The sequence below is a fragment of the Mycolicibacterium vinylchloridicum genome (genome assembly GCF_013404075.1).
Taxonomy (GTDB): Bacteria; Actinomycetota; Actinomycetes; order Mycobacteriales; family Mycobacteriaceae; genus Mycobacterium; species Mycobacterium vinylchloridicum.
Genome location: NZ_JACBJQ010000058.1, coordinates 1 through 19,860 on the forward strand (window position 1 = coordinate 1; position 19,860 = coordinate 19,860).

General features: G+C 62.4%; 17 protein-coding genes. 11 read left to right on the forward strand and 6 right to left on the reverse strand.

Translation table 11 applies throughout. From position 1 onward, the window contains the following. Positions 1-574: 574 nt before the first annotated feature. Complete coding sequence (locus tag HPC46_RS28770; RefSeq protein WP_325096814.1) at positions 575-2,926, reverse strand: S8 family peptidase; 2,352 nt, start codon at positions 2,924-2,926, stop codon at positions 575-577. A gap of 201 nt (positions 2,927-3,127) precedes the next feature. Further along, positions 3,128-4,123, reverse strand: coding sequence for an AAA family ATPase (locus HPC46_RS28775; RefSeq protein WP_179475555.1), 996 nt, complete (start codon positions 4,121-4,123; stop codon positions 3,128-3,130). Positions 4,124-4,822: 699 nt separating this feature from the next. Here HPC46_RS28775 and HPC46_RS28780 point away from each other — a divergent pair. Beyond that, complete coding sequence (locus HPC46_RS28780; protein ID WP_325096815.1) at positions 4,823-5,917, forward strand: Fic family protein; 1,095 nt, start codon at positions 4,823-4,825, stop codon at positions 5,915-5,917. Between the two features lie 6 nt (positions 5,918-5,923). Here HPC46_RS28780 and HPC46_RS28785 read toward each other — a convergent pair whose 3' ends face one another. Together HPC46_RS28785 and HPC46_RS28790 are read right to left on the reverse strand one after the other, a co-directional pair. After that, a complete protein-coding gene (locus tag HPC46_RS28785) occupies positions 5,924-7,198 on the reverse strand; it encodes a DUF445 domain-containing protein (protein ID WP_179475557.1) in 1,275 nt (424 codons plus the stop codon). Next, entirely contained in the window at positions 7,195-7,881 is a 687-nt protein-coding gene (locus tag HPC46_RS28790; protein WP_179475558.1) for an Abi-alpha family protein, read from the reverse strand. Before HPC46_RS28790 ends, HPC46_RS28785 begins: the two co-directional genes overlap by 4 nt. Before the next feature lie 194 nt (positions 7,882-8,075). On the opposite strand from HPC46_RS28790, the gene HPC46_RS28795 reads away from it, so the two are divergent. From HPC46_RS28795 to HPC46_RS28805, 3 genes are all read left to right on the forward strand, one after another. Next, entirely contained in the window at positions 8,076-8,369 is a 294-nt protein-coding gene (locus tag HPC46_RS28795; protein WP_218894780.1) for a DUF2834 domain-containing protein, read from the forward strand. A 97-nt stretch (positions 8,370-8,466) separates the two neighbouring features. After that, entirely contained in the window at positions 8,467-9,327 is an 861-nt protein-coding gene (locus tag HPC46_RS28800; RefSeq protein ID WP_179475559.1) for a DUF4344 domain-containing metallopeptidase, read from the forward strand. A gap of 100 nt (positions 9,328-9,427) precedes the next feature. Then, complete coding sequence (locus HPC46_RS28805) at positions 9,428-10,528, forward strand: ferritin-like domain-containing protein (RefSeq protein ID WP_179475560.1); 1,101 nt, start codon at positions 9,428-9,430, stop codon at positions 10,526-10,528. A 30-nt stretch (positions 10,529-10,558) separates the two neighbouring features. Here HPC46_RS28805 and HPC46_RS28810 read toward each other — a convergent pair whose 3' ends face one another. Next, entirely contained in the window at positions 10,559-11,386 is an 828-nt protein-coding gene (locus tag HPC46_RS28810) for a glycoside hydrolase family 16 protein (protein WP_325096817.1), read from the reverse strand. Between the two features lie 505 nt (positions 11,387-11,891). Here HPC46_RS28810 and HPC46_RS28815 point away from each other — a divergent pair. The 6 genes from HPC46_RS28815 (at position 11,892) to HPC46_RS28840 (ending at position 19,173) form a co-directional block, all read left to right on the forward strand. After that, positions 11,892-13,343 (forward strand): hypothetical protein, encoded by a 1,452-nt coding sequence (locus tag HPC46_RS28815; protein WP_179475562.1) that lies wholly within the window; start codon positions 11,892-11,894, stop codon positions 13,341-13,343. 280 nt (positions 13,344-13,623) lie between these two features. After that, a complete protein-coding gene (locus HPC46_RS28820) occupies positions 13,624-15,258 on the forward strand; it encodes an ABC transporter substrate-binding protein (RefSeq protein ID WP_179475563.1) in 1,635 nt (544 codons plus the stop codon). Then, positions 15,258-16,241, forward strand: a complete 984-nt coding sequence (locus HPC46_RS28825) for an ABC transporter permease (RefSeq protein ID WP_179475564.1) — start codon at positions 15,258-15,260, stop codon at positions 16,239-16,241. The genes HPC46_RS28820 and HPC46_RS28825 overlap by 1 nt, the downstream gene beginning before the upstream one ends. A gap of 3 nt (positions 16,242-16,244) precedes the next feature. After that, complete coding sequence (locus HPC46_RS28830) at positions 16,245-17,207, forward strand: ABC transporter permease (RefSeq protein ID WP_179475565.1); 963 nt, start codon at positions 16,245-16,247, stop codon at positions 17,205-17,207. Continuing rightward, positions 17,204-18,193: an ABC transporter ATP-binding protein gene (locus HPC46_RS28835; RefSeq protein ID WP_179475566.1), complete on the forward strand. Its 990-nt coding sequence runs from the start codon at positions 17,204-17,206 to the stop codon at positions 18,191-18,193. The genes HPC46_RS28830 and HPC46_RS28835 overlap by 4 nt, the downstream gene beginning before the upstream one ends. Continuing rightward, positions 18,190-19,173 carry an ABC transporter ATP-binding protein gene (locus HPC46_RS28840; protein WP_179475567.1) on the forward strand — a complete coding sequence of 328 codons (984 nt, stop codon included), beginning with the start codon at positions 18,190-18,192 and terminating at the stop codon, positions 19,171-19,173. Before HPC46_RS28835 ends, HPC46_RS28840 begins: the two co-directional genes overlap by 4 nt. 7 nt (positions 19,174-19,180) lie before the next feature. On the opposite strand, the gene HPC46_RS28845 is transcribed toward HPC46_RS28840, so the two are convergent. After that, a complete protein-coding gene (locus HPC46_RS28845; RefSeq protein WP_179475568.1) occupies positions 19,181-19,429 on the reverse strand; it encodes a hypothetical protein in 249 nt (82 codons plus the stop codon). A 227-nt stretch (positions 19,430-19,656) separates the two neighbouring features. On the opposite strand from HPC46_RS28845, the gene HPC46_RS28850 reads away from it, so the two are divergent. After that, positions 19,657-19,860 (forward strand): hypothetical protein, encoded by a 204-nt coding sequence (locus HPC46_RS28850; protein ID WP_179475569.1) that lies wholly within the window; start codon positions 19,657-19,659, stop codon positions 19,858-19,860.

Here is a 19,860-nt window from a genome sequence, read left to right on the forward strand (position 1 = left end):
GAAAGCGGGCCTCCTTCGATGGAGCAACTGGCGTCAGACACCAGCAGCTTCGAGGGAGGCCCGCCCTTCTCGGCGGAGCCACACGGGTGGGGAACTTCGATGAGCGTCAGTGGGGAATTTCAGCGAGCGCGATCATGGCGGCGAACGACTCGAATGCTTCCTCTGGCGGCAACTCCATGCTGACCGTCGTCTTGCTCTCGCCCGTTTTCGTGTTCACCTCAACGGTGGCCGTGAACGTACCGAAGCGAGGTCGTTCAGGAGCTCGAAGTTTTCGCGTACCAAGGAGTGCGCCATCACCTTGCGGGCACGGAGGACGAACCGCTGCACGCGGTCGCGCGGTTCGAGGGCTGGCATGTGGACCACGCTACGACCAGGCAGTGACACTAGTCCGCGACAGGAATCCAGCCTCACGTTCATCGTCGGGATTGGTCCCCGGACGAGCCACTAACGTCGCGCCCCCATCGCCCGTCGGAGTTGAGCTGCCGAGACGGCGAGATGAGACTCACATGGGTGGGGGTGTCCTCATGTCGACCCCTTCACGGCAACGAGCACTCGCTATTGGGATCGCGGACGGCTATGTCGTGATGGTGATCTCGGGCGCGATCAACTGTGCGACAGGTGTCCACAAATCAACTTCGACAGCCGGGGACTCGATACTGACGATGAGTGAGTAATCCACACCCTGGTCGCTCTGATCGAAGTTGCGTCGGTTCTTCCACCAGCCCGCGACCGGGTAAACGGCCACCGCACCCTTGCTAGCCAAGTCCACCGCCGGACCAGTCCAGATATCGGTGTGTAGCGAGCCGGGTGCATGTTGCTGATCGCTGCCAAACATCCAGCCCTTCTCGGTAGCAAGTGCCGGCGGCTTCTCTCCTGGAAGTCGAGCACGGGTGTTTATCCGTTGACGGAAGGCATCGACACTGTCCTCGGGGCGGCGCATCGCAAAGCGGAGCCCATGCGAAGGGTAGATGTACCGGCCGGTCCAGCCTCTGCTGGACGGATTTGGCTCAACGAAGTACGACAACGTAATCCTCAGTCGGACAATCGTTTCGCCCAATGCTTCAAGTTCCTCATTCGGCCAAGGAAGCTCATGAAGGTTCATCTCGCGGACTTTGCCGTCCGTGGCGTTCTTTTCACGCTCGTAGGGGTGGATCCGAGCTTCTGCGACCAGAGTCAGAGCGTCGATTGCACTGTAAAGCGCGCGACCCTTGTCTGGAACCCCCATCCCGTACCTGCGTAACAGGCTGACCCGCTCAGTCTTGCCTGTCTCTGCTTCGAGCTTCTCAAACATCAAGGGCGTCCACTCGGCGCTGTGAACTATGAGTGCCCGTATCGTCTCGGGACGAAGGCTGGGGTACTCCGCCCTCAAATCCGCTGCGATGGCTGCAACTTGGGCCGTCGCAGCTGAAGTGTCGCGTGTCGTGGTGAAGTAGCCCTGCCCCAGCGTCTGGAGCCGGGTCGTCAGTACTGCAAGGTTTTCCGGTGTCTGCACGTCAGTCTTGTCCGGCGATAATGCGACATTTCCGCCCTCAGCCACAATGTCGGGCTTGAAGGGCCACTTCTTCCGTTCAAACAAGACAGAAGTTCGACTCGCCGGCGCAAGCTCTCCGCGCGGGGCGACCGGCGTGTATCCATCAAAGTCGGGGTGGGCACCCGCCATATCATCCTTGTCGGTATACGCTCCTACAGTGAGTGCGTTCCATGCCTGTGCGGGATCCTCCACCGGTTCCAAATCACTGCGCTGAAGGTGATCGTCCGTCGCATCCAGATCGCGAATGTTCCCCGCTGAGATTATGAAAAGCCTTGGATTTCGGGGTTCCTCACGATCGAGATAGGTAAATTTCGGATCGGAATCGTCGATTGCGCGGCCGTACGCAAGTGCATCTACGGTGGCGGACCATGACGTCGGCTTTCCCGCTTCAATCTGTCGCGCTGGATCAGTCCCCCCAACCTGCGGCCGACGGACCGTGACGGCCAGCAGAAAGACGCGCAGTCTATCCGCAGCTTCTATCTCGGGTCGGTCGACCGATCGCGCGGTGATCGCACCATAAAGGTCTCGGTCGTTTTCACCAATGTCCGGAAGGAGTTTGACTGACTCAAGCCGGTGCCGAAGAACGATCGATTGTGAGCTGACCACCGCGGCATGAACGTCACCATACAGAGCGAGGCCGGCCATCTCAGTACCGTGGCCAGCAACAGGTTGCTTCTGCCAGTTCTGATCTGCGACGTGCACGTCATTCGAACTGAGTGAGTCGCTGAGAAGCGGATGTCCTTCCTGCACACCGGTATCCAGAATGCACACCGTTGGAGCCTGTAGATCTGCAGCCTCCAACCGTTTCCGCAAGTCGTTGACCCACTCTGCCTGCTCGGTGGCAGTCATGCCTGGCAATACGCTGGCGACATCGTGCGGCCTGCGCAGCTCCGCAATGTCATCTAGTGAATCGAATGCCTCCGCAAGTTCGACCAAGTTTGCGTGCAGTAGCAGAACTGTTCGGCCTCCAAAGCCAAGATAGTGCTCGCTAGTTTGCAATCCACGTTCTTGGGCAAATGCAGTGAAACGCAACAGTTCCGAGGTGCCCCCATCACGGAGCCATACCTCCCACCAATGGCGGCGTTTGTCTCCGGAGGGAAACTGATCTGGCGGGTCCGTCCAAAGCTCTCGGATCGTCGCGCGCCTGATCGACTGAATGCCCTCGATGAGGGCGGCATTCTTCGGCTTACTAGCGGACGCAGTCTCAACGTAGCGCGCGAGCCTGTCTAGAAAGTAGCCCCGCTTTCCATCGGGTATGTAGACGGTTGCTACCTGTACGAAACCGTTGGCAGTCTCCTGTTCAGTCACCGCCACAAGCTCAGGTTGAGTCCCCTTCGCTTGGGACTCAAGGCTTTCAAGCGCGAGCTCGAACCCGGGGAACGAAATGAAACTCACGTACGTGCCACCGTCGTCTTCCGCGGTATCAGCAGCAAGGGCACGCTCGAGTTCACCTTGCAATCGGCGGCCATGGTGTCCTCTGTCGCCACCAAATGTTTCAGATTTGCTGCTTCCTCCAGACCCGCTCAACGTGAAGGGCTCTGTAGTGGGCGGATTCGGAACTACGAGGTGCGGTCTATCTCGATCAGGCACTGTCGATTACCCTCGCGCAGCCACGTCGCCGGTGCGGGGGCGCTCGTCGAGCGCTGAGATCACATCATCGGTCAATATCTGTTTACGTCCAGACAACACAACGCGCTTCGCAGCGTTTTCTGAAGCAATAGCAACCTCCGCGTGGCTCAGCCCACGAGCGGCGTCGCAGATCCGTAACCAACTGAGCTTGCTCGTCTTGAACGACGAGAGCCTGTTCTGGATCACGGCCCGGATGCCGTCGTCGTCTGGAAGGGCAAACTCCATCACGACATCGAACCGACGGAAGAGCGCGCTGTCGAGTAATTGGGGATGATTCGTTGCAGCAACAATGATGCTCTGCGAGGTGTCTTCTTCAAGGAATTGGAGGAATGAGTTCAAGACACGTCGTATCTCGCCCACATCGTTTCCCCCGGCACGGTCGCCAGCCAGCGCGTCAACTTCATCGAAGAGATACACGCCCCGAGTCTCGACCAGAGCATCGAAGATCAGTCGCAACTTGGATGCGGTCTCACCCATGAATTTCGTAATGATCGTGTCAAGCCGCATCGCGAAGAGGGGCAGGTCCAGTTCTCCCGCAAGGACCCGCGCAGTCGACGTCTTGCCAGTGCCAGGAGGACCGACGAGCAGAACTCGACGAACGGGGTTCAGACCGTACCGCCTCAGGACATCTCGCTGTCGCTGTTCGAGTAGAAGGTGCGTCAGTCGTTCGGCGAGATTGTCGTCCAGGACCAGATCTCCCAGCCGTTCTCGTGGGTAGGACACTGAGACAAGCGACGCCAGCTCTCCACGAGGTTGCGATACCGGAACGACGGATGCAATCCCCGCTGACGTCGCTCGATTCTTGCGAATTTCGTCGACCATGTCGCGCAACTCTTGCGCGAACTTTGATTGCCCCGCTCGCGCAGCCCTAGCCGCGACCTGCATGGCCACCGAGTAGAACTGCGCATCGTCGCCGTCGGCATGACTCTTCACGAGGGCTTTGAACTGGTCGTTGGTTGCCACAGTCCCCCTTCTGTCTCACACCTCTCGCGTTCCCTGCGTCCCGGAAGGCAGTCTATGCGTCGGAATTGAGGCCGCCGGGAGGCACGCTTCGCGGTCAAGCCGGCAGGTCCGCTGGCCAGTACCCTGCTAACGCACCCGCCCATGATCCCAGGTGGCGGCACGTTGGGGACGAACTCCACGAAGACTGGCGGCGCGGTTACGACTGTGGATGCTGCGAGACGATCCCAACCGCCTCGCACAGTGGATTTTTCCGTCCGCCGCATCGGGTGACACAGCAGTGACACAACTCAACGGATTAACACGACCGCGCCCAGTCGGCTCTGGGCATCACGCTGCAGGTGAGAGGCTGAGGCAGTCATTGGCATCCTCGTCAGGACGCGCCAAACTTTTCCCAAGCTGAATACGCGGGTTCGATTCCCGTCATCGGCTCCATGTGATGTTGCAAGACATACGCATAGCTCTGAACCTCGTTGGGGGTTCAGAGCTTTTTTCGTGGGAGTCCTGGAGACGTACTCAGCCTATCACCCATCAAAGTCCGATTTATAAAACCTAACTCGGACTAACGCTAGAGTTAGTCCGAGTTAGGAGGCATCGATGCGGCCCAGAGCTGCGTGGCCTGGCCACAGCGCGGAGCGACGCCCTTGGGCGCAGACCCAAAGGGGTGGCACCCGCGAGGACCGGACACTCCGATCCGTCACCGTGTCGCTTCCTCCCTACATCGCCAACATCGATCCCAGCATCGACGCGGATATCGCTGTCCAACTCGAAGCCGCCATGAGCGAGATTTCTCGACTCGACAGCACGCACGGAACCCACCTCGCAGCGCTCAGTACTCTTCTGCTTCGAACAGAATCGGTGGCGTCATCGAAGATTGAGCGCATCGAAGCGAGCGTGGAGGACTACGCGCGCGCACTTCACGGCGGAAGAGACAATTCGAGCGCGACCTCGATGGCGGCGGCGACCACTGCCCTGGCCGAAATGATCGGGAGCGTCGACCGAAAAGCCCCCGTACAGATGCCGGCGATCCTGCGCGCGCATGAGGCGCTGATGCGAGCAGATCCGACAGAAGCACAGCACGCGGGTCAATTGAGGACAGTCCAGAACTGGATCGGCGGAAGCGATTACTCGCCGCGGGACGCCCTGTACGTTCCGCCACTGCCAGACACGGTGCGCCCGTACATGAATGACCTCATCGAGTTCGCGAACCGATCCGACATGCCCGTCCTGGTTCAGGCGGCCATTGCGCATGCACAGTTCGAATCAATCCACCCCTTCACCGACGGCAACGGTCGCATCGGCCGGGCACTGATCAACACCATCTTCCGAAGGAGGGGTGCGACAACGCGTCTCGTTGTTCCTCTGGCATCGGCGCTCGTTGCTCACCGAGAGCGCTACTTCGGTGCGCTCAACGCATACCGCGCCGGCGACCTACGCCCACTGATCGTCACATTCGCGAACTCATCACAGACTGCTGCCGCCGAATCACGCACTACCGCAGAGCGTCTGGCTGAGATACCAGGCGAGTGGCGGAACATGATCGGGCCCACCAGGCGTCACAGCGCGACGGACAAGCTGCTCCTGCTACTGCCGTCGACGCCAATCGTTTCCTCCGACGACGTCGCCTCACTCGTCGATGCACCCCGAAGCAGCGTGTTCGCCGCGATCAAACGACTGCACGACGCCGGCGTCCTACGCCCATTGACCGACCGCAAACGAGACCAGGTGTGGGGAGCAAGCCTGGTCCTCGACGAACTCGACGACTTGGGGCGCCGGATCGAACGAGCGAGCACCTAGCCGCGATCAGTGTGTGAAGAATTCGATGATCTGCACTTGAAGCTCACCGACCACGCCACCGAGCACCGCGCCGACAGCGATCATCAACGGCTCGTCGTCCTTGAACACCGGACGCAGGATCGACTCGTACTCCTCCTCAGTCAGTTGACTCATCTTGTCGATGACGACCTGTTCGAGATTCAACGCGTTCGCCGCGTACTCCTGCGCCTCCAGCAACGTATCCGGCAGCCGCTCCAATACCAGGGTGACGACGCGGTCCTTCAGTGCCCGGTATCGCTTGGTACCGACCGCCAGGGTGACCATCGGCCGCGCAACCCCGGTCTGGGCGTCGATGGCGGCGTCGATCTCCTTGGCCGCCAAGGCGAACAGCTTGTCCGAGCCGGGGCCTTTGATGATCGCGTCGAACATCAGCTCAGGTGAGAACAGATCGTCGGCCAGGATCTTGGCGTAGTCACGGGTGATCTTGTCCCGCTCGGCATGCAGCAGCCCCTGAAAGGGAATGAATCCCAGGAACTTTCGCGGGTGCATCGGCCGGAACAGCATATTCAGCGCGATGTAGTCGCTGATGAAGCCGACCGCGAAACCGAACGCCGGCATGATCCATGGGTTCTTGAACAGCGCCCACGCCACCATCTGGACCAGACCGATCACCAGACCGAAGTAAATACCGCTGCGCCGCACGAACGCCATGGCGTCGGTGGTGACGCTACGCATCAGCTTGACGAGCTTCTCCTTGTTGCGCACCAGCGCCGTCACCGCCATGAAGTGCAGATCGAGGTAGCGCGGAAGGTCGGCCTTCATCTCGGTCAGCATGTTCTCGACGATCTGAGGAGCCTGCTTGTGCATACGCTCCTGGATCCCGCGTCTGGCGGATTCTGGCAGCGCGTCCCACAGGCCCGGGCGAATCTCGTCGGCGAGGTCACGGGAGATGTCGTCGATCGCCTCGGCGAGCGGACCGCGCAGCGCGTCGACCGCTTCGTTGGCGTCGATACGGTCCAGCAGCTCTTCGGGTTTCAGCAGGTTGGCCGTCAGCAGATCGATCGTCTTCGAACCGACCTTGCCCGCCCGGCGCGGCACGATACCCTGCCATCCGAACGGACCCCAACCTCTGAATTCGATAGGGCGATAGAGCATTTCGAGCGCCACGATCTTCGTGCTCCACCCGACGAATGCCGCGACGAACGGCATCGACAGGTACACCATCCAATAGGCGCTGAAGTCGGCCTTGATCTCAGTCCAATTCGACAGGGCGAGCAGTACATCCGGTGAAGCGGAGCTCACTGGCCGATCTCCCCTGTGGCGGCCGCCCACAGCGAGACGCCCAGCGACGACAGCGTCAGCGTCGACTTCTCGACCTTGGCGGTCAGCGGACCCCGCGACGCACTCTTGATGGCCGCGAGCACCGCCGTCTCAGCCATCAGCACCTCGTACTCGGTGGCCAGTGCGGGGTCTTCGGGCCCCGCTTCGACGAGGCCGAGCGAGAGCAGATGGCTGACGTATTGCGGAACCATCTGCGGCAGGGCAACATTCGCGGTCCGCCCGATCAGCGAGGCGTGCTCTAGCGCCGCACGCCCCGGCACACGCGGACTGAGCCAGGTGTAGACGTTCACCATCGGCGACGACGACCCGTCGGACAGCGCACCCAGGATGCGCGCCTCGTCGGCGACAAGTTGATCGAGCAGGTGATGGTAGAGCTCGACCTGACTACCCCTGGTGTTCTGGTCGAGCGCGCGGTCCAGCAGCCGGCTCATCTTGCCGGCCAGCGAGTCAGGGTCTGGCACAGATGCCTCCAACCCCGCCTCGGGTGCGGCGTCCTCGAGCGCCTCGGCAGGGTCCAGCGAATCGAGTCCGTGCCGGATAGCACCGACGACTTGTTCCTCGGCCCAGCTGTAGACGTCGAGACCCATCCGTGCCGCGCCCACCGCGCGCCCGATCAGTTCGCGGGGGTCATATGAGAAAGCCATCCGCAGAAAATAGCCCGCCGCAAGTCTCTGGTGATGGAGACCGGGATGATCGCGGGTCTTGGGTCCGATCAGGGACTTCTGAGACGCACCCGGCCACTCAGCGCATAATCCGTCGATGACGTCGATCTCACGGTTATCGAGTACGGACAAACTGCTCTGCGGCATCTACGCGGTCCTGGCCCTTCGCTGCGCTGGTGTTCGCGTTCGGGAACACCGTCGCCTACATGCTCAGCGATGGCAATGGCGGACTGACTGGATTCTTCGCCGCCGGCTACGTCAACTATGCGACGTCGTCGCTCACCAACGACTTGCTGATCGTCGCGGTGGCAGCCGTCGTGTTGATGATCGCCGAAGCCCGCCGACTCGGAGTCCGCTATGTGTGGGCCTACGTCGCGGCCAGCTTCTTGATCGCGATCAGCGTGTCGTTCCCGCTGTTCCTGATTGCCAGGCAGCTCAAGTTGGCCGCCGCCAAAAGCTCTGAGCCCTGACCGTGGGTCCTCCGTGAAATCGGGCCAAGGCGCTACGCTCGGCCATTGAATCTGCGACCGTGTCAATCACTGGATCGCGGTGACGGAGGTTAGGGCCATGCGCACACGAATTCTGCCGGTGTTCGCGATCGGGTTATTGGTGGCCGGATGCGGCGGCGCCGCCGAAGACAAGTCCGAATCCTCCGGCAGCTCAGCGGCATCGGAGACGTCAAACGGCAAGGGCCCCGGGGAAACTGCGTCAGCCGATGCCGGCGGCAAGATGATCGTCAGCTACGACGATGCGACCAGTCCTGAAGCGATCAACGGCAAGAAACTGTTGCAGGACAACAAAGTTCTGGAAGACCTCGCCGCTGACATCAACCAATCGTTGAAGCTTCCCGAGGACATCCCCCTGCACGGATCGCAGTGCGATCAGGCGAACGCGTTCTGGAGCCCGAGCAACAAGACCATCACGATCTGCTACGAGGACGCGGACCTGGGTCAGAAGATCTTCGCCAATGCCGGCGACCCAGATCCGGATGCCTCGGCCATCGGCTCCGAAGACGCGACCTTCTATCACGAGGCCGGTCATATGGCGGTCACCCTGTACAACCTGCCGATCACCGGCAAGGAAGAGGACGCCGCCGATCAGCTCGCCGCCTACATCCTGTTGACCCCCGGTGACAGCGGCAAAGTCGATTCCGAATCGGTGACGGCGGTCAAGGACTTCGCCCGCGCATTCCAGGCATCGGCGTCGGCGCGGACCGAGCTGGGGGCGGCCGATATGGCCGACGTCCACTCACTGGACCAGCAGCGCGTCTACAACCTTCAGTGCTGGATCTACGGGTCCAACCCCGAGGCCAACGCCGACATGGTGACCGAGGGTGGACTCCCGCAGGAGCGTGCGCAGCTGTGTCCGGACGAGTGGAAGCAGGTCAGCCACGCCTGGTCCACGCTGCTCGACGACCACTGGAAGTAGCACTGAGTAGTCGGCTACTGCATTTTCCGTTCGTCCTTGACGGAGCCGCCTCCCCAGCGCACTGTGAAACAGATCACCACCGCGGGGAGAAAGGCAGCTCATGACCACCAAGGACAAGTACACCGAGGTCCCCAACCCCATGTCATGGGATGCCACCAGTGGTGGCGACGCTCGGTTCACCTGGGAGTACGACGAGGGGCGTGCCCGGCTCCTGTCCTTGTATCAGAAGGGCAAGGACAAGCAGTGGGACGCCCAGTCCCGCATCGACTGGGCCCAAGACGTCGACCCGATGAACCCGGTGGCCTTGCCCGACGAGTTTCATCCGCTGTTCGGCAGCCCGATGTGGGACGCCGCCGACGACGCACGTCGCGCCGAGATGCGCCAGCACTTCCAGTCCTGGCAGTTCTCGCAGTTCCTGCACGGGGAGCAGGGCGCGATGGTGTGCGCGGCCAAGATCGTCGAGGTCGTCCCGGACCTGGACGCGAAGTTCTACGCCGCCACCCAGACCATGGACGAGGCCCGGCATGTCGAGGCGTTCTCCCGATTCCTGCAAGAGAAGGTCGGGCTGGCCTACCCGATCAACAAGAACCTGACCTCGCTGCTGGAAGACACCCTGCGCGACTCCCGTTGGGACATGCCCTACCTCGGCATGCAGGTCCTCATCGAAGGGCTCGCCTTGGCCGCCTTCGGCGTACTGCGTGACATGGCGGCGCCGGACTCACTGGCCAAGCAGGTGCTGGCATACGTCATGCAAGATGAAGCCCGCCATGTCGCCTTCGGCCGAATCTCGTTGAAGGACTACTACTCCGAGCTGACCGATGCCGAGCGGGCCGAGCGCGAAGAATTCGTCGTCGACGCCAGCTATCTGATGCGCGACAGGTTCCGCGGCGAGGAGGTGTTCGAAACCCTCGGCATGGACGTCAAAGCATGCGCCGAGTGGGTCGACACGTCACCGCTGATGATCCAGTTCCGTTCACATTTGTTCAGCCGCATCGTGCCGATCGTCAAGGACATCGGGCTGTGGGGCGACAAGGTGCAGACGGCCTTCCGGGACATGGGCGTCCACGACATGGCCAACTTCGACATCGAGACCCTGATGAAGGCCGACGAAGATCAGGCCGAGGATCTGGACAAGGCACACGCCGAGATGGCTGTCCGCGCCGCAGAGGTCGACGAGGCGATCGCGGCGGGGATGACCTAGCCCGACCTGCCCGTTCTCTTCCCCGCGGGGTTACCAGACCCGTACGTAGTCGACGAGCATCTCGGCCGGGTAGTTACCCGGCCGAGGATCCCCGCCGCCGGAGCCACTCACGGCCAGGTTCAGCACCGGGAACATGCGGTAGTCGGGGAGATTGAATGGCCAATCGTCCAGCGAGTTGGCCGGGACGCTGAAGTACGGCTCGGCGCCGTCGACGTAATCCCGCCAGAAGTACATCCCCGAGTCGTTCCAGGTGACGCGCCAGGTATGCCAATCGCTGTCCACCCCGAACGGCATCGTCGCGAACGACGTGCCGTCCAGACGGGCGTGAACCGTTGTGCCGGAGGGCCATTCCCCGTTGCCGTACCACTCGACCAGGTCGACCTCGCCACCCACCTCGGGGTGATCGTTCATCAGCCACCAGGCCGGCCACGCGCCCGCGGTCAGGCAGTTGAACTTGATCCGGGCTTCCCACGTGGTTCCGATTCCGCCCCACCAGTTCCCGATGACCTTGCCGCTGACGTACTTGTTGTTGTCGCGCGTCGCACGGATCACCAGATTCGAATTGCCGTCGAGGAAGACGTGCTGGCGGTCGTCGCGGTATTGCCCCATGTTCTCGGGCCGGTCCCAGAACACCGGGTTTTTGATGGTCTCGCGCCGCTGCGCCATGTGCCACTTCGCGGCGTCGGGGGCCGAGCCGGCCGGACCGTCGAACTCGTCATGGAAGAGGAAAGCCGGGGTGGCGGCATTGGGCGCCGGTGCTTGCGGGCGGGTGGCAGGGGTAGCTCCGGCCACGGGCATGGGTAGGGCGGCGGCGACAGCACCGAACCCTGCCATCAGCATCAGACTTCGACGATCAATATCAGGCACGGGCTAAACCATAGAGGCGATTCCTTGCAGCCCGTGTATCCGGGGTCGGTGCCGCGAAACATTAGCCGTTAACCGTCGTTGCCGACTCCGCAGAAATGGCCAATGAGCTGCACAGACACGTCTCCGCAGACGCCTCGGCGAGCCAGCAAAGCACTGTGCTGTGTCGCCGCGATGGAGGTGAAAAACCCGCACTGGGCGAGAGAGTCGACATCTCGCAAATATTGACGGCGCCACGCCGACGGACATCCGAGCGATCTGCTGATCCGTATCGGCAGGTTCAGGCGACGGCGACACCACCCACCGGCGGCCGCGCAAACATGCGATGACCTCGGATTCTGAGCCGGGTGCGGCCGACACCCCGAACTCGTGGGAGTGCGTTGCGTAACCCGAATGTCGACCAAGGGCAAGCATCCCGAACCATGCCATTCATGGTTTGGGGTGGCCCTGACCTGGTCGGTCGTCTACCATGCCCTTGAGCCAGCGAAGGGGTCAGCAAATGGGGTCGAATAAGTACGTCGGTTACGTCGGCGGGGTCGCCGTTGCGGTCGGCGTAGGCGCGGCCATTGCCGCGGCGGGCCAGGGCGTAGCAAGCGCCGATACCGGCAAATCCGATTCGTCGAGCGCGTCCGAGTCGGCAAGTTCGGATGCGGGACCCAAGAAGTCCGCCACCGGCAACACCAAGCGCGTCAAGCCGACCTCCAAGCTGAACGACAAGCCCAGCAGCGCAGCCGCTTCCGACACCAGTTCGGCCACGGCGAAGGCCACGAGCACCAAGACCACCGCAGCCGAATTCGAGGCAGCCCAGGTCGACAAGCTCAAGGGTTTGTTCACCGGGCACGCGGCGGCGCGGCCGGCCGCGGCCACCCCGTCGACGACCACCGAAACCACCGCGGCGGTGACCGCCGCTGCCACCCCCACGGTGACCGCCGCTGCCACCGTCAATCCCGCGACGGCCTTCTGGAACCCGTTCCGGTGGATGCCGCCGGAGCCGGCACCGCAGGATATGCCCGGCCCGATCTGGACTCTCGAACAATCCTTCATGGCCGTCTTCCCAAACCAGGTAAAGGCCGTCGCCCGTGAGGGATTCGAGCTCGGGTACCGCCTGACGCAGATGATTCCGTGGGTCAACGTAGTCGTCCCGTTGACGAATATCGTGACCGACCTGCCCAGCGCGTTCGAAGGCGACAAGGCGGCAGCCCAGCGGGTGATCAACAACCTGATCGTCACGATCCACCCGATCGCGGTGCTGTACTACGGCTACAACGAGGTTGCCGACGTCCTCAACCTGGAAGCACCCGCCCTGCAGCTGCAGAGCTGGTTCATCAGCTCGTTGTGGAACCTCCTCGACCCGTTTGCGTTGCTGCACATCCGCGGCGAGTCCGGATTGCCACTGTCGACGACGACCCCGCCGCCGGATCAGGTGACACCGGAGGCCGCCAGCACGCAGCTCGCCGCCGCGGTGACACCGACGGCCGCCGCCGCCGCGCTGCCCACCATCGATGTGCCCGATAACCCGGATCCGTTCCGCGCCGACGACCCGAAGCCCATCGGGATGCCCGCAGCGACGTACGACATCGAAAAGGCCTTGGTCGCACTGGTTCCCGAGGAGTCCAAGCCCTTCGTACGTGAGATCTATGAAGCCAGCTGGCGGATTTCCCAGATGGCCCCCGGCCTGGGTGGCGTGGTTTCGATCGCCAATTTGCTGCCCGCCTTCTACCAGGCGGCACTCGGCCACCGGGACAGCTCACAGGCGGCGATCAACAGCCTCCTGTTGACTACGACGCCACTGTCGATCTTGTACTACGGCTACGACCAGCTCGCGGACCTGCTGAACGTCGAAGACGAGGCGCAGGCGATGAAGGCGGAGATCTACGCCGCGGTGTGGGATGAAGCCGACCCCAACGGTTACCTGCATGTCCCGGGGCATTCCGGGCTGAAAGCCGTTTGAATGTAGGTGTGCCCGCAAGGCGCTCCGCAAATCGCTAGTGCGGCTTGACAACTAGCAGACGACACCCGCTCGTCACCTAATACGCTGCTGGGTGCTCGATATCCGCGACCCGCCCCGCAATACCAGCAACAGTCCATGCGGTTGCACCCGCGTCACGGTGGTCGCTGCCCGCGATCTCCCCAGATGCGGACGTGCCGTTCTGCCCCCAAGATCTAAGAGTTGCGGCAGAGTGTCCTCACGCCCAACTCTGTCCGATTGCCCGTTGAATCGAGGAAGCGATATGAAGCTGCGCAACATCATCGCGATTGGAAGCGTGGCGGCGGTCGCCACTTTCGGCGTCGCGGCATGCGGCGGTAAAGGCGGTGGCGGCAGCCAGGGTGGCGACATCAACGTCTCCATGACGTCGTTCCCGGACTACGTCGACCCCCAGCTGTCCTACACGCTCGAGGGTTGGGAGGTCCTGTGGAACGTGTACACCCCATTGCTCACCTACAAGCATCAGAAGGGTGATGCGGGCACCGATATCGTTCCCGCGCTGGCCAAGGACATGCCGCAGATCTCCCCTGACGGCAAGACTTATAAACTGACTCTGCGCCCGAACATGAAGTATTCCGACGGCACCCCGATCAAGGCTTCGGACTTCACCTACGCCATCAAGCGCCTGTTCAAGGCCAACTCCGGCGGCTCAGTGTTCTACGAAGGAATCGCCGGCGCAAAGGATTTCGCCGACGGAAAGTCGGACACCATCAGCGGCATCACGGCCGATGACGGCACCGGGGACATCACGATCCAGCTGGAGAAGCCCAACGGGACGTTCAACAGCGTGCTGGCTCTGATGTTCGCCGCCCCGGTGCCGCCCACCACGACACTGGACAAGGACGTCACCAACAACCCGCCACCCTCCAGCGGCCCGTTCGTGATCACCAAGGTCGACGCGCCGAATACGTTGACGATGGAACGCAATCCACAATTCAAGACCGTCAAGGACGCCGGCGCCAGCGAGGTCGCCGATGCGCAGGTCGACAAGATCACCGTCACCCAGAACAAGAACAACTCCGCCCAGGTCACCGGTGTCGAACAGAACCAGATCGACTTCATGACCGACCCACCCGATGCCGACCGCCTACCCGAGGTCAAAGCCAAGTACGGCAACCGTTTTCGCCTCGAAGAATCCATCAACACCTACTACTTCTGGATGAACACCCAGAAGGCCCCGTTCAACGACATCAAGGTCCGCCAAGCCATCAACTACGCCATCGATCCAGAGGCGCTCAACCGGGTGTTCGGCGGCCGGCTGCACGCCACCCAGCAGATCCTTCCGCCCGGCATGCCCGGCTACGAGGAGTACAAGCTGTATCCCGGACCCGATCTGGACAAGGCCAAACAGCTTCTCGCCGAAGCAAATCCGGTCGACAAGGACATCACTGTCTGGACCGATGACGAGCCGGACCGCAAGCGGATCGGTGAGTACTATCACGATCTGCTGACTCAGCTCGGCTTCAACGCCCAGCTCAAGGTGATCGCCGGCGACGTCTACTTCACGACGATCGGCAATACCTCGACTCCGGATCTGGACACCGGCTTCGCCGACTGGTTCCAGGACTTCCCCCACCCCGACGACTTCTTCCGGCCGCTGCTCAACGGCGCGAGCATCCTTCCGACCAATAGCAACAACTTCTCCCAGGTCAACCTCCCCGACCTCGACGCCAAGCAGAACGACCTGCTGACCCAACAGCTCACCGACGACGTGAAGAAGCAGTACGCGGCGCTGGACAAGGCCTACATGGAACAGGCGGTTTGGGCCCCCTACGGCAACGAGGAATTCACCACGTTCGTCTCCGATCGGATGGACTTCGACAAGACCTATCACCACCTACTGTTCAACCAGGACTACACCTCGTTCGCGCTCAAGTAATGGCGACTCCCACCGTTGTGCGGGGGCGCAGTCCTTGGTACTTGGCGTGGATCCGGCTGCGGCGCAACAAAGTTGCCTTGGCGTTCGGCGCGCTGTTCCTGCTGATCGTGGTGTTCTGCCTGGCGGCGCCACTGTGGGCCGACCACGTCGCCCACACCGGCCCCAACCAGAACCACATCACCGACAAGATCCTGATCGACGGGCAGCCGACCAACATCGTCTCCACTGACGGCACGCCATTGGGGCCGGGGCTTCGCGGCCGCTACCTACTCGGGGCCGATCAGAACGGTCGCGACGTGATGGTGCGCCTGATGTACGGCGGCCGGACGTCGATCTACGTGGGCGTTGCGGCCGCGCTGATCACCACGTTGCTCGCGGTCATCGTTGGCATGCTGGCCGGCTATTACCGCGGTTGGATCGACTCGATCCTCTCACGCATCCTCGACGTGGTCTGGGCGTTTCCGGTGCTGCTGCTCGGGATCGCCCTGGGAACCACGTTGGCTCTGGGTGGGCTCAAGATCGGTGGACTGCAGATCGCTGGGGATTCGTTGTGGATCCCCATCCTGATCATCGGATGCGTGTACGTGCCCTACATGGCCAGGCCGATCCGCGGCGAGGTCCTGGCGTTGCGCGAGAAGGAGTTCGTGGAGGCCGCAGTGGCCCAAGGTAAGGGCCCCATTCGGATCATGGTCTCGGAGCTGCTGCCGAATGTCGTGTCGACGATCATTGTGTTCTTCACCCTCAACATCGCCAACAACATGCTGCTGGAGTCGGCGCTGTCGTTCCTCGGTGCCGGAGTACGACCGCCAAATGCCTCCTGGGGCACGATGATCGCCGACGGCTACCAAACCATCTACACTGCACCGCATCTCACGATCGTGCCCGGCCTGATGATCGTGCTGACCGTGCTGTCGCTCAACATCTTCGGCGACGGGTTGCGTGACGCACTGGACCCGCGAGCCAAGCTCCGGTTGGAGCACTAGCCCATGGTCCGGTTCATCGCACGTCGGCTGATCGGGATGATCGCCGTCCTGTTCGCCATTTCGGTGATCGTCTTCCTGATTTTCAACGTCATTCCCAACTCCGACCCGGCCGCCCGGATCGCCGGCAAGAATGCCAACCCGGCGCTGATCGCCCGGGTCAGTGCCGATCTCGGGTTGGACCAACCGCTGCCGGTTCAGTACCTGACGATGATGAAGCAGATCTTCACCGGCGAGCTCACCTCTTATGCGAGTAATCAGAATGTGGCACAGCAGATCTGGAACGGGTTGCCAGCGACGTTGTCGCTCACCATCGGTGCGGCCGTGTTGTGGATGGCACTTGCCGTGTGGTTCGGCTATCTCAGCGCGGTGCATGCCGGGAAGTTCACCGACCGCGCGTTGACCATCGTGTCGTTGGTCGGCATCTCGATGCCGGTGTTCTGGCTGGCGGCAATCCTCCTGTACTACTTCAGTTTCAAGGTTCAGTTGTTCCCGACCGGCAGCTACGTCCCGCTGACCGAGGACCCGTTGGATTGGCTGTACCACCTGATCTTGCCGTGGATCACGCTCGCCGTGCTTTACGTCGGGTTCTACAGTCGCGTCCTGCGCTCCAACATGCTCGACGCGATGAATGAGGACTATGTGCGCACCGCCCGCGCCAAAGGCATCAGCGAGCGGCAGGTACGCATCCGACATGTGCTCCGCAATTCGATGATCCCGATCGTCACGCTGTTCGGGCTCGACTTCGGCGCGGTGGTCGGCGGCGGCGCGATCCTTACCGAGACCGTGTTCAACCTCAACGGAGTCGGGCTCTACGCCGGTCAAGCGATCGGCAAGTTGGATCTGCCACCCCTGATGGCCGTGACGATGTTCGGCGCGTTCTTCATCGTGTTGTTCAACACAGGCGTTGACATCCTCTACGCGGTACTCGACCCCCGGATCCGCCTCGGAGAGGCAGCCCCCGCATGAGTCCCATCCTGACCGTTGCCGACCTGCGGGTCAGCTTCGCCACCGAAGACGGAGTGGTCCACGCAGTTGACGGGGTGTCGTTCGAGGTCGACGCGGGCGAGGTCGTTGCCGTGGTCGGCGAGTCTGGCAGCGGCAAAAGCGTTACCGCGCAGACGTTGATCGGGCTCACCCGGGCACCCAACGCGACCATAAGCGGGTCGGTGACCTTCGACGGTAGGGAACTCACCAGCCTGTCTGACCGCGAATTGCGCGGCGTGCGTGGGGAACACATCGCGATGATCTTTCAGGACCCGATGACCTCCCTGAACCCGGTGTACCGGGTCGGCGACCAGATCGCCGAGATGGTCCGCGCCCACCGGGAGGTACCCAAGTCCGAAGCCCGCGCCCGCGCCGTCGAATTGCTGCGCTCGGTGGGCATCCCCAACCCGGAGCGCCGGGTGCGCGACTACCCCCACGAATTCTCCGGCGGTATGCGCCAGCGAGTGATGATCGCCATGGCCTTGGCGCTGGAACCCGAAGTGCTGATCGCCGACGAGCCCACCACCGCACTCGATGTCACCATCCAGGCCCAGATTCTGCGCCTGCTCGATACCTTGAACCGCGACCGCAACCTCTCGGTGGTGCTGATCACCCACGACCTCGGTGTCGTTGCCGAACTGGCCGACCGCGTGGTGGTGATGTACGCCGGGCAGATCGTGGAGGATGCGCCGCTCGAGGAACTCTTCTACAACCCCCAGCATCCCTACACCTGGGGCCTACTTGGCTCGATCGCACGTCTGGACGAAGCTCGCCCGGAACGGCTGCGCCAGATCGTCGGCTCACCCCCGTCTCTGCTGAACCCTCCGACCGGCTGCCGGTTCGCAGCGCGCTGCAAGTTCGCCTTCGAAAAGTGCACACAGCCACCGACTCTGGAAGCGCGCGTCGGAAACCATGGCCATCTCGACCGCTGTTGGCTGTCACCGGCAGAGAAAGCGGCGAGCCGATGAAGGGCGAACCGCTTCTGGAGGTCACCGACCTCGTCAAGCACTTTCCCATCAAATCCGGCATCGTCGTGGACCGCGAAGTGGCCCGGGTGCGGGCGGTCGACGGGGTCAGTTTCACCCTGCACGAGGGCGAAACGCTGGGCCTGGTCGGCGAATCCGGCTGTGGTAAGTCGACACTGTGCCGAGCGATCCTCCAGCTCGTGACACCGACGTCGGGTTCGGTCCGCTTCGAGGGCGAAGAGCTTGTGGGCCGGTCCCGTCGTGACCTGCGGCCGCTGCGCCGCGAGATGCAGATGGTCTTTCAGGATCCGTTCGCCTCCTTGAACCCGCGCAAGCGAATTGGTCAGATCATCGGCGATCCCCTCGAGCTGCACGGACTGGCCAGCGGCGCGCAGCTGAAGCGACAGGTCCATGAACTGCTCGACCGGGTGGGCTTGCAGGCCGAACACGTCAACAGATATCCACATGAGTTCTCCGGCGGCCAACGTCAACGCATCGGCATCGCCCGCGCACTTGCCTTGCGGCCCAAGCTGATCATCGCCGACGAGCCCGTCTCCGCCCTCGATGTGTCAGTCCAGGCGCAGATCGTGAATCTTCTCGAGGAGTTGCAGGACGAGTTCGGCCTGTCGTATCTGTTCGTCGCCCATGACCTCGGCGTCGTGCGACACGTCTCCGACCGGGTCGCGGTGATGTACCTGGGCAAAATCGTCGAGCATTCCCACTCCGACGGGCTCTACCAACACCCGCTGCACCCGTACAGTCATGCGCTGCTGTCTGCCGTTCCAATACCGGACCCTCGCCGGAACGTCGCCCGCGAGCGCACCACTTTGGAAGGTGACGTACCGAGTCCGATCGATCCGCCGGCGGCGTGCCGATTCCACACTCGTTGCGTCTTCGCCACCGACGTCTGCCGCACCGAGGAGCCGCCGCTGGCCGAGCTGGAGCCCGGCCACTTCGCGGCATGCCATCACCCTCGGTTCTGAGAATGAACTAGACGGCCCCACCGGAATATGAACTAGATCCGCGCCCGAACGGCACGGGGCTGTTCCAGTTGCCGACGCCATAGGGAACCGACGGGTCGGTGCCGTAGGGCACCTGAGGGTCGGGGCCGTTCTGGAGGCACTGGTACGCCGTCGGGCAGGACGGTGCGGCGTCGGAAGCCTCGGCGACACCGGCCATGCCCAGGCCGACGACTGTCAGGGCACCGGCAACGGTGGCAGCGATGGTGGATTTCCTCATGACCGACTTCTTTCGTCGACGCGAATGGGGTGACACACCTCCAGTTATCCGCTCGCAACGACCCCCGTTCATCGGTGGTGGCACCCACCGGTCACTTGCAGGTAGCCGGAATTACGTTTCGACCGGCTACCTGATGGGATATATAGCCAGCACAACTCGACGACTGGGGATCGAAAATGAACGATGAGGATAGCGCTTCGGGTGAGGTTCTCCGTACGCTTGGCCTGATGCTGAACCTGTCCGCGATCGTGGCGTTCGCTCTGTTCCTGAGCACGCTGACGCCCAGCGGCCCAGGCCCGTCGGCGCTGGCCGGCGCGATCACCGTCATCGCGTTCGTGGCGAGCCTGCTCTGCTTCGCCATCGACCGACGCCGAACCGAAGACCAACAGCTCCCTGTCGCCGCCACAGCAACGATTGCGGGCGAGATCTAG

Bases quoted from the DNA above. Each gene is read 5' to 3' on its own strand.
- HPC46_RS28800 (WP_179475559.1), top strand. From the start codon at position 8,467: ATGCGCACACGAATTCTGCCGGTGTTCGCGATCGGGTTATTGGTGGCC.
- HPC46_RS28790 (WP_179475558.1), bottom strand. From the start codon at position 7,881: ATGGCTTTCTCATATGACCCCCGCGAACTGATCGGGCGCGCGGTGGGC.
- HPC46_RS28805 (WP_179475560.1), top strand. From the start codon at position 9,428: ATGACCACCAAGGACAAGTACACCGAGGTCCCCAACCCCATGTCATGG.
- HPC46_RS28825 (WP_179475564.1), top strand. From the start codon at position 15,258: ATGGCGACTCCCACCGTTGTGCGGGGGCGCAGTCCTTGGTACTTGGCG.
- HPC46_RS28845 (WP_179475568.1), bottom strand. From the start codon at position 19,429: ATGAGGAAATCCACCATCGCTGCCACCGTTGCCGGTGCCCTGACAGTC.
- HPC46_RS28850 (WP_179475569.1), top strand. From the start codon at position 19,657: ATGCTGAACCTGTCCGCGATCGTGGCGTTCGCTCTGTTCCTGAGCACG.
- HPC46_RS28820 (WP_179475563.1), top strand. From the start codon at position 13,624: ATGAAGCTGCGCAACATCATCGCGATTGGAAGCGTGGCGGCGGTCGCC.
- HPC46_RS28840 (WP_179475567.1), top strand. From the start codon at position 18,190: ATGAAGGGCGAACCGCTTCTGGAGGTCACCGACCTCGTCAAGCACTTT.
- HPC46_RS28830 (WP_179475565.1), top strand. From the start codon at position 16,245: ATGGTCCGGTTCATCGCACGTCGGCTGATCGGGATGATCGCCGTCCTG.
- HPC46_RS28835 (WP_179475566.1), top strand. From the start codon at position 17,204: ATGAGTCCCATCCTGACCGTTGCCGACCTGCGGGTCAGCTTCGCCACC.
- HPC46_RS28815 (WP_179475562.1), top strand. From the start codon at position 11,892: ATGGGGTCGAATAAGTACGTCGGTTACGTCGGCGGGGTCGCCGTTGCG.